Here is a 17,284-nt window from a genome sequence, read left to right as displayed (position 1 = left end):
GCAAATTACCTCTTGATCTTTTCATATTGTCTTATTCAGATATTTAAACCCAATAAAGGAAGATGGTCAATTTATCTGTTGTTAAGCTATTAAGACAACAACAAAACTCTGATTATCGAAGTACCGAGTTGTATATGAAATGTTATCTGTTTAGTGATATAAAGTTTGATAAATAAATACTATGCTCGCAATTTTTATTTATTCAAGTATATAATATTAGTTCGTTTTAAAATAATATTTCCAGAATTTTTAAATGTATGGGTGGGCTTTTGGGGTTTACTTTTGTGTGGTTTTTTCGGTTTTTGCTATCACTTGAAACCATGGCAGATACCCGATCAAGCGAGGAATAATGCTCAAATTTTATTACGGTACCGAACTGGAAAAACTGGCTGACCAACTGTTCCGGGAGCTGGATGAAAATCCGCCCTCCAATCCGCTGGCGGAAGAAGTATTTGTGGTACAAAATCATGGCATCGGTCAGTGGTTATCGCTGCGTATGGCCGAAAAAGAGGGCATAGCTGCCAACCTGAAATTTGAATTTCCCTCCGAGCGTATCTGGAGTCTTATCCGAATGCTGGATGATGATATTCCGCAAACTTTGCCGTCTGATCGCGGTCCCATGACGTGGACACTGATGGAGCTTTTTAAGGATGAGCAGTTCCTGGATGAATTTGATAATTTACGGCATTACATCGATGAGGAAGACCCTGATCAGCGTTCGATGCGCAGCTGGAAGCTGGCGTCCAAAATTGCTGACGTCTTTGATCAGTACCTGATTTACCGTCCGCAAATGATATTGGAATGGGAGCAAAGAAAGCTAACAACTCACAGTGTAGAGGCCGAAAAATGGCAGGCTACATTATGGAGAAGGCTTATTTCGTATTGGGAAAAACATTACGAAGGCGACTATCTTCATCGAGCCGAATTACAGCAGCGACTTTGGCAAGCAATTGATGGAGCGAGCTTGCCAACAGATGAGCTTCCCAATCGCATTACGGTATTTGGCGTTTCGTCGGTCTCTCCGGCTTTTATCAAAACAATGACTAAACTCTCAAAACTGACCGATGTCTATTTTTATCATCTCTCCGTTGATCCGACTATCAAAGAAACAGGACAGTTCAAAAATCCCCTACTGCAGTCAATGGGCCAGGAGGGAGCAAAATTTATGTCGCTATTTACAAATTATTCAAATACGGATGTTAAACCTGTTGGTGAGTCAACTGTATCTGAACAATCATTATTTACGGCCGTTCAGTCCGATTTAAGAAATGATGACTTTTTATCGGGGCATAAATTAGCAGTTCCGCCTGCAGATCAATCCATACAGGTCCATAACTGTCATAGCCCCATGCGTGAGGTGGAAGTGCTTTACGATCAGCTGCTGGCACTGCTGGATGAAAATACAGAGCTGAATCCCGATGAAATTTTAATCATGACGCCAGATATCGAAACCTATGCGCCCTTTATTGAGGCTGTATTTGCCACTCCGGATGAAGGTCAGCCGGAGATCCCATACGCTATTGCAGACCGTGGTGTAGGAGGAAAACAACCTGCTGCTGATACGTTCTTAAAAATTATGGAGCTAAGCGTGAGCCGTTTTAAAGTCACCGATGTACTTGACCTGCTGGATAGCAGTCCAATACGGGAGGCATTTAATTTTACTGAAGATGAATTGAACCGCCTTGAGCAGTGGGTGGGAGATAATCAAATTCGCTGGGGTATAGATGGAAAGGACAAAAAGGATCTGGATCTGCCCGAGAGTGATCATTTTACGTGGCGTGCGGGGCTACGACGTATTTTGCTGGGATACGCCATGCGTTCGTCGGATGATCAGCTCTATGAGGGTATTTATGCCTATAATGAGATAGAAACATCTGATGATGCAAATTTGGCTGGGAAAATATCATTTTTTCTCAATCAGCTTTTTATTATTTCCAATCGTACAGATACACCTCGAACACCTGGAGAGTGGAAAGAAGTATTGAAACAGATCGTCAATACTTTTATCCCGGATAATCGAGATTATTTTTGGGAACTATCCACTATTAGGGAAGAGATCAATAAGTTGACAGACTATGCAGCGCTGGCGGGATACAATCATGACATTCCGTTTTCGGTGGTACGTCGATGGCTCGGAGAGCAGTTACAGCAGCAGTCTACCGGCGGTGGACGTATTGGTCGCGGGGTTACCTTCAGTTCGCTGATGCCGATGCGAAGTATACCGTTTAATGTTATTGGAATGATTGGGATGAATGAAGGGGCTTTCCCACGGTCTAAAATCCCCATAGAATTTGATCTGATGCATCTTGATACGCAGATCGGGGATCCGGTCCAGTCGGAACAGGATCGGTACTTGTTTCTGGAAAATTTACTCTCAGCCCGTAGTCATATTTATTTCAGTTATGTGGGACAAAGTAATCGTCAAGATACCGATTTTCCTCCCTCGGTAGTACTTAGAGAATTTATTGATTACCTGGAAGAATATTATAGCTTAAAAGCAGATAATTTTATTACAAAGCATCGTTTACAGTCATTTAGTCCGGCCTATTTTAAAAAGAATGAATACTTTAGCTATTCCCAAATCCGCAAGAAGATTGCGAAGCGATTGGAATCTTCTGACAAAAATGATACTGACTTTTTCGAAAATCCATTGCCGGAACCAGAAGAGGAGTGGAATCAGCTTTCGGTATCAGATCTAATCTCTTTCTTTCAACATCCGGCCAAGTATTTGTTGCGAAATCGACTGGGTATTTACTTAAGGGATGAGGATATACTGACGGATGAGCGGGAGCCTTTTGAGCTGGATAATCTTTCGGGATACCAGCTTAAACAGGAGCTACTGGATCGATTTCTAAAAGAGCAGTCGCTTGAAGAGTATTACAAAGTAATGCAATCGCGTGATTTATTGCCCGAGGGTTGGAGTGGGGAGCAGGAATATCAGCAAAAATCCATGGAGGTGCGTGCATTTGGGGAGGAAATACAGCTCCGGCTGCAGGATCAACCCCTTGATGATATTGATGTTGATATTGAGATCAATGGATTTAGAATTTTGGGGAAGTTGGAGAATATCTATCAGGGTGCACAGATGGATTACCGCTTTGGAAAAGCAAAAGCAAAATATCGTACATCATTTTGGATTCGGCACATACTTTTTCAGCTGACGAAACCTGATGGGCATCCCGGTCAAAGTAAATATTATAGCTGGGATGACGGTTCTTTTGAGGAGTTGAGTCTGCCCGCTTATGACGAGGCTCAAAAGATTCTGACAGATCTTTTGGAACTATACAGCCAGGGATTGGTAAAGCCAATCAGGTTGTTTTGCAAGTCCTCATATGCATTCGGGGAAACGGTTTACAAACAGAAAAAAGATATTAAAGAAGGGATAAGCAGTGCCGAAAAGGAGTGGGATCCGAACTGGGATGGTGCAAGGGCCGAAAAGGATGATGCTTATTATAAATTAGTAACACAGGGTAAAGATCCGTTTGACCAAACATTTGTAGAGACTGCTGAAAAGGTATGGGCTCCGTTTTTTAAGGTTTTAAGTCAGGAGGAGTAAGATGAAAGAAATGAAACTATTACAACCCTTTGATATTGATTTGGCGGGCATTAACCTGGTGGAGGCCAGCGCCGGGACGGGTAAAACATATAACATTACCTCGCTGTATATACGGGCGCTTATTGAGCAGGATATAACGGTGGGAAAAATACTGGTTGTGACCTATACCGAAGCTGCTACCAAAGAGCTTAAAGACCGGTTGCTTAGTCGTATTCGGGAGTCGATTGAGGTTTTAAAGTTGGGCAAGGTTGATAATAAGTCCGATGACTTTCTGGAAGATTTGCTGGATGAGATCGAACACCCCCAAAAAGCAGTGGCAAAATTGGAAAATGCCGTTCGCATGTTTGATGAGGCTTCTGTTTATACTATCCACGGATTTTGTTACCAGGCGCTGCAGGAACAGGCCTTTGAGAGCCGGGCGATGTACGATGCCGAAATGATTGGCGACGACAAGGAACTGGTGCAGGAGGCGGTGGATGACTACTGGCGCAGTTGGGTGGCAGAGGTTTCCGCCAATCCTCAAAAGCAGCCATTGCTGAAGTTACTGAACGATAGGGGCATACATCCCAATTCGCTGGCCAGCGAGCTGAAAAATGTTATCGGCAAGCCTTACTTAAAAGTGTTACCTGAAAACGCGGATATTGAAGGCTTAGAATCTCGACTACGGCGGTTAAAAACGCTACATAATGAGATGCAAACTATTTGGAAAGATGAGCGCTCACAACTTTTAGATTTGCTTAGCAGAGATGAGATGAGCAATTACAGGTCGGACTGGCTTTCAGGATGGTTCGCCCAAATGGATGAAATCTTCCATTTGGACACTGCGACCATTAATGTTTTTGACAAATTCGAACGGTTTATTCAAAGTTATATTGATGATAGCCTTAAGAAAGATGCGGTCAAAAAGGGTATTAATCCACCGCAACACAAGTTTTTCAAACTTGCTGATGAATATTGGGAGATTACTCAATCACTTCAGGGTTTTGATATCATATTTAAAAAAGAACTGTTGAACTTTTTACGAAAGGAGCTCATTCAGAAAAAAGAAGAGAAGCAGGTGCTTTCGTATGATGACTTATTACTTCGGCTTCGTAATGCCCTTATGGATGAGAAGCGGGGACCGCGATTGGCTTCTAAACTGCGCCAAAAATATCCCATTTCGCTGGTGGATGAATTCCAGGATACCGATCCCAACCAGTATGATATTTTTCGAACGGTGTACAAGGATTCGGATGGCGTATTGTTCATGATAGGCGATCCTAAACAGTCAATTTATGGTTTTCGCGGGGCGGATGTTTATTCCTATATCAAGGCCCGACGGGATGCTCCGGAGGAAAATCGGTACAAGTTGAATCGCAACTTCCGGTCGACCCCACAATTGCTTCGTGGATTGAATGCTTTCTGGGGGCGTCATGATGATCCCTTTGCCGTGGGAGAAGATATCCAATATAAAGAGGTAACATGGGGCAAAAATGAAGATGATTATTTAAAACTAACCGAGTTTGGGAAAGAACGTCCTCCTATCCGGTTTCGTCGCCTGTCTGAGTTGGGACAGGGTTTGTCAGGCAAGGGAGATGCCCGAAAGCGGGTGGCAGACGATACGGCCAAGGAAATTAATCGATTGATTGAGGGCGGAAGGCATGGAGATATCGTAATAGGGGAGAATAACGTTCATGCCAAAGATATAGCGGTACTGGTCCGTACGCATAAACAAGCCAACCTGATGAGTAATGCCCTGCAAGCATATGGGATTAAAAGCGTACGCCATAGCGAGCAGAGTGTGTTCGAAAGTGATGAGGCCGCACATCTTGAGCAGCTGCTTAAAGCCGTTGCTGAGCCGGGAAATGAAATGCTCATTAAAACAGCGTTATCACTTCCGCTCACAGGGTATTCGGCGGAGCAACTGTTTGCTATAGAGGAGGATAATGATATCTGGCCGGAGATGCTTCAGCAATTTTCCGAATGGCACCGAATCTGGAATGGGCAGGGATTTTCTGCAATGTATCGCTCGCTGTTGACAAAGCTGAATGTTCAGGAACAGGTTATTACATACAGTGATGGCGAACGGCGGCTCACAAATTTACTGCATCTTGGAGAATTGCTGGAGGAGGAATCCCGCAAGCATAAAGAAGGAACGCGCTCTTTGCTGCAATGGCTGGCTCGCAAGCGTCAGGATACGACTAAAAATAAGAGCGATGAAGAACAAATGCGCCTGGAGAGTGATGAGGCGCTGGTTAAGATTGTTACGATGCACAAAAGTAAAGGGCTACAATATCCTATCGTGTTTTGCCCATTTCTGTGGCACGGACCCAAAATTGAGAATAAAGACACCCCGCTGGAGTATCATGATCCTGAAAATCCGGATATCACTTACCTTGATTTGAATAGTAAGCGGGATCCTGATCGGTCGGAAAAGCGATTTTATAAAGAAAAGGAAGAACTGGCTGAGAATTTACGACTTGCGTATGTAGCTATGACCCGCGCAGAATATTGCCTGTACATATCATGGGAATTTGCCCGAGCGACCCAATTTTCTCCCTTTGGATACCTGCTTCAGGATCCCGAGCAGGCTATTGCACTGCTAAAAGAAAAAGTGGGCTTTGGTTCAAATAACGATATAGATTGGTCTGGGGATGAACTCCACCAAACCATCGAAAATCTTTGTGATGAGCATCCCCATTTATTTACGCTCAAAGATGGGAAGGAAGTTGATTACCAGAAAGCAACAGACAAAGAACATCAGACTAAAGAAGCGGAGGCAAAGCATTTTAAGCGATCATTGCCCCTTGCTACGAGTTACCAAGTGTCAAGCTTTTCATCTCTCAGTAGCTGGATGGATGAAGATGATCCTGATGTACCTGATTATGATCAGTTTATGAATTATAGTGATATGGAGGAGCAGACAACTAAAAAGTCTGTTGAGAAAACCATGTTTACCTTTCCCAAAGGTCCGCAGCCCGGGACCTGTATTCATAATATTTTTGAAAATTATTTCTCAAAATCGGGAGAAAAAGATGAAGTGATCACCAATCAATTGCAGTTGAACGGGATTGATTTGGAGTGGAAAAATACTGTTTCTGACATGCTCGACCTGGTATTACAAAAGTCACTCCACCAAGATATTAAAGAACTCAGTTTATCTGCTGTAAAAGACAGCCAAATTCCAGAAATGGAATTCTATTATCAGAATGATGAAATCGAAACCCGGGAACTGTTGTCTATCATTCGAAATGGAGCTGCTCCGGGTTGGGAAAACAAGGGCAGGGCGGAATCCGGTTTTTTAAAAGGATTTATCGATCTGACCTTTGAGTTTAATGGAAAGTATTACCTGCTGGATTACAAGACGAATTACCTGGGAGATGCAATCAGTGATTATGGTCAAGATGAATTGCAGCACGAAATGAGAGATGCATCTTATGATCTGCAGTATCATATCTATACGGTGGCACTTCACCGATTTCTTAAGAAACGATTATCAGGCTATTCCTATAACAAACATTTTGGAGGTGCATTCTATCTCTTTCTGCGGGGAATGAATAAAGAGAGCATGGAAGGTATTTTCTTTGATCGTCCCGAAAAAAAGATAATTACTGCATTGGATGAATATATCAAGGGAGGGAGCGATGGATAATATCTTGCAAAAGCTGGATGAGCTTCGTCAAAAAGAAATTATTCGTCCCATAGATCTGGAGCTGTGTCGTTTTCTGAGGGAACGTCATCCCCAAATTTCATCGGAAGTTCTGCTGGCCGCCAGCTTGGTTAGTCATTTGTATCAGCAGGGACACGTGTGTTTACCCTTGGATGAATACGCCGGTAAACCTTTATTCGATAATGAACAGGTGGAGGCAAAAATGAGAGCCCCAGCCTTGGATACATGGCTTACGGCCTTGGAGGATTGTCCCGCCGTTGGTAAACCCGGTGATTATAAGCCACTGATTTTGGATAATTCTGATCGCCTGTACATGCATAAATTATGGCATTATGAACGCACTCTGGCTGAAGAGCTGGTGAAGCGGAGCCGCCAGCAGGATGATAATGTTGATGAATCAGCTATTGCAAGATGGATTGAATCGTCTTTTTGCTGATTCATCTGAAACACCGGACTGGCAGCAGGTAGCAGCGGTAACCTCGGTTCGCAATAATCTCTCCATTATTTCGGGCGGACCCGGAACAGGTAAAACCTCGACTGTGGTTCGAGTGCTGGCATTAGTTCTTGAACAGTACAAAGATAGAGAAAAAAAGCTGCAAGTTGCATTAGCTGCTCCAACAGGTAAGGCTGCGGCCCGTCTTCAGGATTCAATCGTAAGTGCTAAAGAGGAACTTAATGTTACTGATGAAATTCGGGAAGCGATCCCGGAAAAGGCTCAAACTCTTCATCAGCTGCTGGGAGCCCGTCGTTACAGTTCACAATTTAAGCACAATGCCGACAATCCTGTTCCATATGATCTTGTGGTTGTGGATGAAGCCTCGATGGTCGACCAAGCGTTGATGAGTAAGCTCGTCGAAGCGTTACTCGAGGATGCGCGACTCATATTGTTGGGAGATAAAGATCAGCTGGCCTCAGTAGAGGCGGGCTCGGTACTCGGGGATATTTGTGATATGGAAGGTAATCAGTATTCCCGGGATTATGCCGACTGGCTGAATGCCTTATCGTTCGATATTTCAGATAAATTTGTTTTCAACGAGGATAAACCACTGACTAATAATATTACTCTCCTTACCAAGAGTTATCGGTTTTCATCCGACAGCGGAATCGCCCGGTTGAGTAAAGAGGTTAATAAAGGAGATGCTGGTCGTACTATTTCACTACTTGAATCAGCTGATATTAATGATATCACCTTTGAAGATATTGGCGATAGTTCGCAATTGGAATCTCTTTTAGATGAAAAAATTCCGACTTATTTTCAAAATATTTTAGATGCAGATACTCCGCGCGAAGCCGTTAGCAAGCTTAATCAGTTTGGGATATTAGCTGCACATAGGAAGGGGCCTTGGGGTATTTTACATCTAAATAAAGTTGTAGAAAAAATACTGCAAGCTCACTCATTAATCCCCAAATATAATCAATGGTACTCCGGTAAACCCGTGATTATCAATACCAATGATTATACACTGGGATTATTCAACGGGGATACCGGGGTTTGTTTGCCCGATCAGAATGGAGAATTGAAAGTATACTTTGAAAATGAGGGAGAAGTCCGTGGAATAGCGCCCAGCCGGTTACCTAATCACAATACGGCCTATGCCCTGACTGTTCACAAAAGCCAAGGATCTGAGATTGATGAAGTGATGCTCGTATTACCGCGAACAGTTTCAAAGGTAGTGAACAGGGAGCTTTTGTATACGGCTATTACGAGGGCACGCAATAAAGTTATTATCGCCGGTAAACGGTCGGTACTTAAAAAGGGTATACAACGGAAAATTAGCCGATCATCGGGTTTAAGAGACTATCTTTGGTCTTAAAAAATGTTGAGCTTGTACCAAATAAAATATTGATTCGGCCGTTATAATATTTCAAGAATTAAGAAAAAAATATTGGAACAAAGTTAATTGTTTTGAGTAGTAATAAATGAACATACTGATCCCTGGTTACTTATCTATTGTAACCATTGATTTGTACCCCGAAAAGCCAACGTACAAAAACAGGGCCGGTTGATCCCGGCCCTGTTTATTTTTTTGCCCTTCTTAGCCCATAATTTTTTAATATCTTGTGGCTTCGTACTGAACCCAATCTATTACTGGTTATGAATCGTTCTCAAATTCGTCGTTTCTTAAAACTTTCGAAGCTTTTCTCTAAACCGCATCCCTGGCACGGTATCGAAATTGGTAAAGAGCAACCCGATGTTGTAAAAGTATTTATCGAGATTGTCCCGGGTGATACCATGAAATATGAGCTGGATAAAGACAGTGGCTATCTTAAAGTGGATCGTCCGCAGCGTTTTTCAAATATTTGTCCCATGCCGTATGGATTCATCCCCCAGACATTGTGTGATGATCTTGTAGGAAAATATTGCATGCAAAAAACGGGTCGTAATGACGTCGAAGGCGACCAGGATCCGCTGGATATCTGTGTGATTACCGAGCGAAATATTCCGCATGGAAATCTAATACTTGATGCTATTCCGGTTGGGGGTTTTCGAATGATTGATGGGGGAGAAGCCGATGATAAGATTATTGCCGTTATGAAAGGGGACGCTACTTTTGGGAGTATGGAAAACATTCAAGATATCCCAAAGCATATCGTGGAACGTCTTTCTCATTATTTTCTGACGTATAAACAGCGTCCGTTTAGCGATGAGAAAAGGGAAGTAGAAATAACACATATCTACAATCAAAAAGAGGCGAAAGAAGTTATTACCCGAAGTGTAAATGATTATAACAACCGCTTTAATGTCGATAAGAAAGAACTGTTTGAGCTTATCGGAACAGGTTTAGAGTAAGTAATAAAAAAGCCTGACAAGTTGTTTATAACCCGTCAGGCTTTAAAACAAAATTTACAGATACTATTTACTGTTCCGTAGTATCTGTGGGATTAACCTCAAGAAGTTCTACTTCAAAAATGAGTGTTTCATTTACTCCAATTTGACTTCTGGGCGGAGGATTTTGTCCGTAAGCCAAGTCACCCGGTATAAAGAACTTGTATTTTGCTCCTTCTTTCATCATTTGCAGTCCTTCTGTCCAGCCAGGAATTACGCGGTTTACGGGAAAGGTAGCAGGTTGGCCCCTATCGTAGGAGCTGTCGAATACCGTGCCATCAATGAGAGCGCCTTCATAGTCCACCCGCACTTTGTCTTCTTCGGTTGGCGATTCACCTGTACCTTCTTCGAGCACTTTGTACTGTAGCCCGCTATCGGTTACTTTTACGCCTTCTTTATCTTTATTTTCAGCCAGAAATTCTTCTCCTTCTTTCTTATTACCCTGACCCTCTTCGATTTTTTTCTGTTGGGCTTTTTGTCGCGCCTCAATCTGAAACTTCTGGATAGCCTGTTTCATTTCCATATCAGACAGCAACCCTTCTTTCTTGTTAAGCGCTTGCTCTAGTCCGGCTTTTACTAATTCCGGATCAATCTCTTCACCCATTCCGCTTTCGGTCATAAACTGTCCGTTTTGAAAGCCTAAACTGTAACTGAGACTATCAGCTTCGGTTTCGAGAGATATATCGCCAGAAGAACTGGAATTACAACCGGTAAAGAAAAGGCTACCGGCTAAAAGAAAACAAAATATATAGGTTGTATACTTCATAAATATCTTTAAAAGTTAATTCTTGTTTTTAAATTTCTGAGTAGTTTCGAAGTTATCTAAATTTTAGCTTTTAAAAAATTATGGTCTGTGTTAAGTGAATTGCTCAGAAAATCGTATCTTAGGGCTTCATATTTATAGGAATATTATATCATCGTAATCAGAAATTAAAAGAAAGCATATTGAGTTTCGAAAAGTTTAATTTGAGCAATGAGCTCATGATGGGGTTAAAAGATTTGCGGTACAGCGAACCCACACCCATCCAGGAAGAATGTATCCCATTAATTTTAGACGGCAAAGATGTTATTGGGGCAGCACAGACGGGAACAGGTAAAACAGGTGCATTCGTCATACCGTTGCTGCAGAAAATTACAAATAACAAGTCTGATGATACGCAAGCGCTTATATTATCGCCTACACGTGAGCTTGCGCAACAGATTGAAGAACAGATTTTTGCGTTGGGATATCATACCGGAATTACCTCCGCGACGGTTACCGGCGGCAGTGACTACGGGACACAAGTGAAGGCCATTCGTGCGGGAGTTGACATTATTGTAGCAACGCCTGGTCGATTGATAGACCAGATGAATGTGCTTAACCTTGATTTCAGTGGTCTGAAGTATTTGGTTTTGGATGAAGCCGACCGCATGCTCGACATGGGATTTTTACCGGATGTAATGAAAATTGTTGAGCAGCTTCCCAAAGGGCGTCAAACGATGCTGTTTTCGGCTACTATGGTAGAGGAAGTACAAAAAGTCGTTGATCAGGTAATGGTAGATCCCGTTGAGGTAGAGTTTGAGGTTTCGAAGCCGGTCGACAGTGTTGATCAACAGATTTATTTTGTAGATCCAAATAAGAAACTCTCTTTATTTGAACAACTTTTTGATGCCGATAAGTATAAAACAGCTATCGTATTTTGTGCTACCAAGCGCGGTACCGATGAAGTGGAGCGGATGCTCAAGAAACGGGGCGTCAATGCGGTGAGTATGCACGGAGATCGCGATCAGGAGGAGCGAAACGAAGCGCTTCGCCTATTTAAAAACAAGACGCATCCTGTGATGGTTGCTACCGATGTGCTATCGCGCGGCATCGATATCGATGATGTATCTCTTATTGTTAACTTTGATGTGCCCAACAATCCCGAAGACTATATTCACCGTATTGGTCGTACTGGTCGGTATGATAAAGAGGGAACAGCCATTACATTTGTCAGCAATAAAGACAAAAAGTATTACCATGCGATTAAAAATGTGGTTGGTGACCAGCTGACAGTTAAGGATATTTCCGAAGAAACCTCTCCCAAGGAAACGGGCAGAGAGAAAAAGGAACGTTCTGCCAAAGAAGAACCCCAAAAACAATCGGAGCAACAGGAAGAGAAAAAAGAAAAGAAGAAGCCTGTCTCAAGAGAGGAAAGTAAGTTTGCCAAAGAGTCTGACAAGAAAAAAAGCGATTCTCAGGCTAACAAACAGGATAAAGAGGCTGAGGAGCCAAAAGAGAAAGCAGATCAACAGAAGCCTAAGCAGAAGAAGGAACGCAAGCCTCGTCCGGGTAGATCTAAAGATAGATCGCAGAGGCAGAAAAAATCAGAGAACGGGAAGTCCGGGAATAAGAAAAGTTCTCCGAAGAAAAATGATTCTGCCCGATCTGGTAAGAATATTAGTATTCCCAAACATATCAGGGAAGCAGAACAAGAAGAGGATATTTTTCAGCCCGAAATTATCGAAAAAGCGGTCTCCAGAAATAGAAAATCCCTAAAACCGGCGAAAGGGATATGGGGGGTAATAAAAAGCCTGTTTCCAAAGTTTTAGAAAGATATGAAGCGGCCAATGCGTTTCCTTTCGATTGTGCCTCTACTGTTACTTTTGGGATGTTCAGATGATAAGGAATATTCATCCCAAACGCTGTCGTTGGCCTTGGGTGAGCATAATGGTCGTTTACATGTTGTCGACTACCAGGTACGAAATAATGCCTTCGTTAAGTCCCAGCAACAGGGCCGCTATCAGGCTCATATTTTTGATGATAATGGCAATCTGTTGCAAAAGATTAATTTTGAGAGGATAGAACTATCTTCCGCGAACAATGCCAATCCGGAGATCGACTTTTATGTAGCTATGCCGTTACTTGAACAAGCTAATTGGATAGAGATTTATATGCTTGACGGCAGTTCCGGCCATTACCAGTTGAAGACTGATAATCCTTTGTTGAAATGGCAATTGCCTAAAGGTATTGCACTCGAAAGCCAGTCAGTTAAAGAATAGGATATTGAACAACGATTTGTAATTATTGAAAGAAACAAATTCTATGTCATCGACTGTTAAATCACTTGCAATTTGGTTTGGGGTCGTGATCCTCATTTTGATATGGCTGCCCATGCTGGCTGTTGTTCGTCTTTTTGATCGTGATCCGGCTCGATATAGGACGGGAAAACTATTTCGTAATCTCGGAAAGTACATCTCCAAGATAAATCCCAATTGGCAGATCACCATTACCGGATATGAAGATATCGATGATCGCAGGCCTTATGTGATGGTTTGCAACCATCTGTCACAGGCCGATATTCCTTTGATCTCAAATTTACCCTGGGAGATGAAATGGGTCGCCAAAAAAGAACTCTTTGATACCCCGGTGGTGGGATGGATGATGAAACTTGCGGGCGATATTTCCGTAGATCGAAAGGCGCCTGACCGTAGGGTACAGACCTATCAACAAGCAAGGTATTACCTAGGCCACAACTGTTCTGTAATGTTTTTTCCGGAGGGAACCCGATCGAGGAATGGTAATCTTAATCGTTTTAAAGCCGGTGCTTTTGATCTTGCTATCCGAGAAGAGATACCCATTTTGCCGATGGTGATTGATGGGACGCAAAATACACTGCCGAAACGCAGCTGGAAGTTTGGCGTAGCTAAACATATTAAACTAAAGATCCTTGATCCGATCTCAACAGAGGGAATGGACAAGTCTGATATTCGGAAGCTTACAAATCAGGTTAGGCAGGAAATATTAGATCAGCTATCCCAATGGCGGGATCAAAAACCGGAAAAAATTGATAATTTGATTAAGGATTAAGAGTCATTTTCTTAGTGATTATCTTTGTTCCTGTACTATCAGGATGGGTCCATGCAAAAAACAAGGCATTACCCAGGCGCTCCATTTGCGGAAAACCGGTTCTCCGGGATTCATTGAGTTTTGCAACGGTTTTAGTTTGATTAATCTGCTTATCTTTGTCGAATGAAGCCATTTTTAGTACTGCGTCGCTTTCTCCTTTTTCCATCCAAGTTAGGTAAGAGATACCCTTGTATATTTCAGTATCTACGCGTCCCAATGAAGTACTGTCATTTAGTATGATCGGTTCGCTGAATGTTGTTCCCTGATCCGCAGAATAAGCATATTTCGCTGTATGTTTATCATTAGCGCCCGTATGCCAAGCGATTGATACCATTGAATCCTGAGCCGCTAGTTTTGGACCATTTACGGGACAGGCGTTTATTTTCCAATTATCGTTAAAAACAGCTTTGGGATCACTCCATTGTTCTCCGTTAAAACGACTGGTATAGATATCACGGATCTCATCTTCAGTTCTGTTTCGATAGGCAACTATAGCACCGTTATTTGTTTTAGCGAGTGATGTGGGGCAGCAGTCACAAACCGAGTCATCAATAAGAAATGACTTCTTAATATCTCCACTGTTTGATATCAGTGCTCCTCGCAGCGTCATGGCGTAATCCAAATTATAATACTTTTCGGCAGTGACCGACCATCCGTTTTTCGGCCGTCTAGCCACACAGCTAAAATAGTCTGATTATCCCATGGAACCATTGATACAAAGCCATGTTCGGTGGGCGTGCCATCGTTATGGGGCACTAAAGCTTTACTCCAGTTGCCCGATCTATCAGCAGTTGAAATATTGACGTCATAGGCATATGGTCCGCCCGGTTTTTTGTTTAACCAATGTGCTGCAACGAGACCACTGTCATCAGCAATGATAGAAGGGAAGTCGGCCCAGTTCACAAACCAGGTTGAATCAGTGGTGACGGTTTTTGTAGAAGACCAATTGTTGTTGGAATATGAGGCGTAATTGAGGGAATGTGTTTGATTGTCATTGTTCGTAATCCAGCTCATATATAGCTGGTCACCGGTACTATACAGGTAGGGATAAACACTGTTTTCTGCTGCTGGATTTGAAAATTCTGTAGAAGATTCCGGGGTTGAATTACATCCCACTACAATTACTGCAAGTACTAAAACGAAAATAAGTTTACTGTTATTCATTGGATGTTGGTTTTGATTCTTGCGTTTGGAGACGGTATCCCATATATATGCCGCCAATGGTTAATATAGGAGCTGTGATCAGGTACCAGAGCGGTTCGCTATCCATCATTACGGCGTAGTTGAGGAGCGATACAGCTACCATTGTTAAGATAAAACCTAATATTACTTTTGTGGCATTTTTAGCGATGGTGGTGGCAAGCAATCCTCCGAAAAGACCGAATGCAAACTGTAAAATTGTAATGCCGATGATCCATGGGGTAGACGGCAAATGACTGACACCTGTAAGCGTAATATCTGCCCTGAAATAAATGGAGGTGATAACATGGATAAAACTGTTTAGCGCCGCGATGGAGAAATATCCTGCAGCGATTGCGATCATGGTTCTGACCATAATGTACGAACGATTTAAAGCTTAAAGTTGTAAAGACAATAAAATTTTCAACAGATAAAAATACTCTTTTATGCCAGAAGGACCAGAAATTTGGAGAACTGCAGATTCCCTAACAAATGCTCTTAAAGATCGACCTATAGAGGATCTGTATTTTGCCTTTGATGAATTAAAGGATTACGAAGCAAAGCTTAAAGGACAATCTGTTAAAAATGTGGAGGCTCGCGGGAAAGCTCTCCTTACTTTTTTCAGTAATAACAAAGTAATGTACAGCCACAACCAGTTGTATGGAAAATGGATGATTAGCGATTCAGGTAAGCAACCCGATACCAATCGCTCGTTAAGGGTAGCTATCCACAATGGTAAAAAGTCTGCCTACTTATATTCGGCCTCTGATATTGAAATGCTCGACAGGGAGGAGGTGGATGAACACTCGTATATTCAGAAATTGGGGCCTGATGTTTTACATCCGGAAACCACATATGAAGATGTTTTGAAGCAGTTTCAGTCTGATGAATTTAAGAATAGAAAGCTGACGACTTTGCTGCTGGATCAGGGATTTGTGAGCGGAATTGGGAATTATCTTCGCAGTGAAATTATGTTTTATGCAAAAGTAAATCCACACAAAAAATTGCGGGAATACACTGATAAACAGCAAGAAGAACTTGCCAGAGCTGCGTATAAACTTACAACGCGCTCGTACGAAACGGGAGGGATTACCAATGATCCAAAGATTGTAAAAGCGCTGAAGCGTGAGAACGCATCATATAAGGATTATCGACACTTCGTCTATAAACGAACGGATGATCGCTGTCACAAATGCGGTTCTATTATTGAAGAAGAAAAAACTGGCGGACGGAAAATCTACTTCTGTCCCAATTGTCAATTAGAAGATTAACAATCCCCATCGGATGGCTGAAGTTGCCATCCGATGGATTTATTTGCATCCGGTGGATTAACAAATAATTAGCACCCATCCGACCGCAAAACCAGCGTTCGGATGGGAGTTCTTAGTAAATGTGCTTAATATTTTGTGGATCGATAGCTTGTTGTGATTCTTGTATAAATTGTTTCTCAGTGATCTCTAAATATTTGTGAGTGAACTCTTTACTAATGAGTGATCCATCTCGTAGGTTTGCGTAATCTATATAAGATGAAAAAGGCCAGTCTTCCATATTCTTCACAAGATTAGCACGTATGGGATTTTGATGAATATAATGAAAACAGGTTTGAGCATAGTTTCTATTTGCTAATTCAATAGCTTTTGTTTTCTGTTGAAACAGCGAGCCTGTTCGCCCATATCTTTTATTTATTGCCTGAGTGTAAGAACTTAATAGGGTACCGATATTTTTGTTTAAACAAGTTTTTTCGACTGGTTTGACCCATATCAACCAATGAAAATGATTAGGCATTAAGCAGTATGCTAGCATTTTGACATTTGGAATCAAAAGAATTCTCATCTTTTTAAGAAAGAAGAAATAATTTTCACTTGAATAAAAAATAAACTGGCTGTTATTACCTCTATTATAAACGTGATATAATTTTTCGGGATGAAATTTCATGAGTTAATTATTTATGGATTACCTTTAACGTTAGTGTTATTAATAAATCAGTCCACTGTTGATTTAAACATCTAATTATTAAGAATTCACTTTTTAGTAAGAGTGTTGTGTTGGCAAATCCTTACAACTATCCCCATCGGATGGCTGAAGTTGTCATCCGATGGATTTATTTGCATTCAATAGATTTTAAAGCATTAACACCCATCCGACCGCAAGATCAGCGATCGGATGGGTGCGGGCTATATCATTACAATATTTTTTTATTTCGGA

The 17,284-nt window shown here is 41.9% G+C and carries 14 protein-coding genes; 9 read left to right on the top strand and 5 right to left on the bottom strand.

The genetic code is table 11. The annotated features are described in order from the left end of the window. Window positions 1-349 precede the first annotated feature (349 nt). The 5 genes from recC (at window position 350) to U5J89_RS07490 (ending at window position 9,996) form a co-directional block, all read left to right on the top strand. Window positions 350-3,556 (top strand): exodeoxyribonuclease V subunit gamma, encoded by a 3,207-nt coding sequence (recC, locus tag U5J89_RS07510; RefSeq protein ID WP_322574993.1) that lies wholly within the window; start codon window positions 350-352, stop codon window positions 3,554-3,556. A 10-nt stretch (window positions 3,557-3,566) separates the two neighbouring features. Beyond that, window positions 3,567-7,187, top strand: a complete 3,621-nt coding sequence (gene recB, locus U5J89_RS07505) for an exodeoxyribonuclease V subunit beta (protein ID WP_322574992.1) — start codon at window positions 3,567-3,569, stop codon at window positions 7,185-7,187. Continuing rightward, on the top strand, window positions 7,156-7,641 hold the full coding sequence (locus U5J89_RS07500) for a hypothetical protein (protein ID WP_322574991.1): 486 nt from the start codon (window positions 7,156-7,158) through the stop codon (window positions 7,639-7,641). Before recB ends, U5J89_RS07500 begins: the two co-directional genes overlap by 32 nt. Beyond that, window positions 7,598-9,019, top strand: a complete 1,422-nt coding sequence (recD, locus tag U5J89_RS07495) for an exodeoxyribonuclease V subunit alpha (protein WP_322574990.1) — start codon at window positions 7,598-7,600, stop codon at window positions 9,017-9,019. Before U5J89_RS07500 ends, recD begins: the two co-directional genes overlap by 44 nt. Window positions 9,020-9,300: 281 nt before the next feature. Continuing rightward, on the top strand, window positions 9,301-9,996 hold the full coding sequence (locus U5J89_RS07490; RefSeq protein ID WP_322574989.1) for an inorganic pyrophosphatase: 696 nt from the start codon (window positions 9,301-9,303) through the stop codon (window positions 9,994-9,996). A gap of 67 nt (window positions 9,997-10,063) precedes the next feature. Here the strand turns inward: U5J89_RS07490 and U5J89_RS07485 are convergent, their stop codons facing one another. Then, a complete protein-coding gene (locus tag U5J89_RS07485; RefSeq protein ID WP_322574988.1) occupies window positions 10,064-10,798 on the bottom strand; it encodes an FKBP-type peptidyl-prolyl cis-trans isomerase in 735 nt (244 codons plus the stop codon). A gap of 179 nt (window positions 10,799-10,977) precedes the next feature. On the opposite strand from U5J89_RS07485, the gene U5J89_RS07480 reads away from it, so the two are divergent. The 3 genes from U5J89_RS07480 to U5J89_RS07470 are packed head-to-tail and all read left to right on the top strand — an operon-like array spanning window position 10,978 to window position 13,861. After that, complete coding sequence (locus U5J89_RS07480; RefSeq protein WP_322574987.1) at window positions 10,978-12,603, top strand: DEAD/DEAH box helicase; 1,626 nt, start codon at window positions 10,978-10,980, stop codon at window positions 12,601-12,603. Between the two features lie 18 nt (window positions 12,604-12,621). Beyond that, window positions 12,622-13,053 carry a hypothetical protein gene (locus tag U5J89_RS07475; protein WP_322574986.1) on the top strand — a complete coding sequence of 144 codons (432 nt, stop codon included), beginning with the start codon at window positions 12,622-12,624 and terminating at the stop codon, window positions 13,051-13,053. A gap of 43 nt (window positions 13,054-13,096) precedes the next feature. Then, window positions 13,097-13,861 carry a lysophospholipid acyltransferase family protein gene (locus tag U5J89_RS07470; protein WP_322574985.1) on the top strand — a complete coding sequence of 255 codons (765 nt, stop codon included), beginning with the start codon at window positions 13,097-13,099 and terminating at the stop codon, window positions 13,859-13,861. Here the strand turns inward: U5J89_RS07470 and U5J89_RS07465 are convergent. The 3 genes from U5J89_RS07465 to U5J89_RS07455 are packed head-to-tail and all read right to left on the bottom strand — an operon-like array spanning window position 13,851 to window position 15,455. After that, window positions 13,851-14,576 carry a sialidase family protein gene (locus U5J89_RS07465; RefSeq protein ID WP_322574984.1) on the bottom strand — a complete coding sequence of 242 codons (726 nt, stop codon included), beginning with the start codon at window positions 14,574-14,576 and terminating at the stop codon, window positions 13,851-13,853. The two genes, U5J89_RS07470 and U5J89_RS07465, sit on opposite strands and share 11 nt — an antisense overlap. After that, window positions 14,507-15,064, bottom strand: a complete 558-nt coding sequence (locus tag U5J89_RS07460) for a hypothetical protein (RefSeq protein ID WP_322574983.1) — start codon at window positions 15,062-15,064, stop codon at window positions 14,507-14,509. The genes U5J89_RS07465 and U5J89_RS07460 overlap by 70 nt, the downstream gene beginning before the upstream one ends. Beyond that, window positions 15,057-15,455, bottom strand: coding sequence for a hypothetical protein (locus tag U5J89_RS07455; protein WP_322574982.1), 399 nt, complete (start codon window positions 15,453-15,455; stop codon window positions 15,057-15,059). Before U5J89_RS07455 ends, U5J89_RS07460 begins: the two co-directional genes overlap by 8 nt. A gap of 70 nt (window positions 15,456-15,525) precedes the next feature. Here U5J89_RS07455 and nei point away from each other — a divergent pair, with 70 nt between their 5' ends. Continuing rightward, on the top strand, window positions 15,526-16,350 hold the full coding sequence (nei, locus tag U5J89_RS07450) for an endonuclease VIII (protein ID WP_322574981.1): 825 nt from the start codon (window positions 15,526-15,528) through the stop codon (window positions 16,348-16,350). 112 nt (window positions 16,351-16,462) lie between these two features. Here nei and U5J89_RS07445 read toward each other — a convergent pair whose 3' ends face one another. Continuing rightward, window positions 16,463-17,014, bottom strand: coding sequence for a transposase (locus U5J89_RS07445; RefSeq protein WP_322574980.1), 552 nt, complete (start codon window positions 17,012-17,014; stop codon window positions 16,463-16,465). Between the last annotated feature and the right edge of the window lie 270 nt (window positions 17,015-17,284).

Origin of the sequence: Fodinibius sp. (genome assembly GCF_034521915.1) — a bacterium.
Lineage (GTDB): Bacteria > Bacteroidota > Rhodothermia > Balneolales > Balneolaceae > Fodinibius.
Note: the sequence above shows the minus strand (reverse complement) of the source record. Positions and strands in the feature narration are given on the sequence as shown.

What these genes read in the sequence shown, in the direction of transcription:
- recC (WP_322574993.1), top strand. Translation starts at nt 350, where the DNA reads ATGCTCAAATTTTATTACGGTACCGAACTGGAAAAACTGGCTGACCAA.
- recB (WP_322574992.1), top strand. Translation starts at nt 3,567, where the DNA reads ATGAAACTATTACAACCCTTTGATATTGATTTGGCGGGCATTAACCTG.
- U5J89_RS07500 (WP_322574991.1), top strand. Translation starts at nt 7,156, where the DNA reads ATGAATATATCAAGGGAGGGAGCGATGGATAATATCTTGCAAAAGCTG.
- recD (WP_322574990.1), top strand. Translation starts at nt 7,598, where the DNA reads ATGAATCAGCTATTGCAAGATGGATTGAATCGTCTTTTTGCTGATTCA.
- U5J89_RS07490 (WP_322574989.1), top strand. Translation starts at nt 9,301, where the DNA reads ATGAATCGTTCTCAAATTCGTCGTTTCTTAAAACTTTCGAAGCTTTTC.
- U5J89_RS07485 (WP_322574988.1), bottom strand. Translation starts at nt 10,798, where the DNA reads ATGAAGTATACAACCTATATATTTTGTTTTCTTTTAGCCGGTAGCCTT.
- U5J89_RS07475 (WP_322574986.1), top strand. Translation starts at nt 12,622, where the DNA reads ATGCGTTTCCTTTCGATTGTGCCTCTACTGTTACTTTTGGGATGTTCA.
- U5J89_RS07470 (WP_322574985.1), top strand. Translation starts at nt 13,097, where the DNA reads ATGTCATCGACTGTTAAATCACTTGCAATTTGGTTTGGGGTCGTGATC.
- U5J89_RS07460 (WP_322574983.1), bottom strand. Translation starts at nt 15,064, where the DNA reads ATGAATAACAGTAAACTTATTTTCGTTTTAGTACTTGCAGTAATTGTA.
- U5J89_RS07455 (WP_322574982.1), bottom strand. Translation starts at nt 15,455, where the DNA reads ATGGTCAGAACCATGATCGCAATCGCTGCAGGATATTTCTCCATCGCG.
- nei (WP_322574981.1), top strand. Translation starts at nt 15,526, where the DNA reads ATGCCAGAAGGACCAGAAATTTGGAGAACTGCAGATTCCCTAACAAAT.
- U5J89_RS07445 (WP_322574980.1), bottom strand. Translation starts at nt 17,014, where the DNA reads ATGAAATTTCATCCCGAAAAATTATATCACGTTTATAATAGAGGTAAT.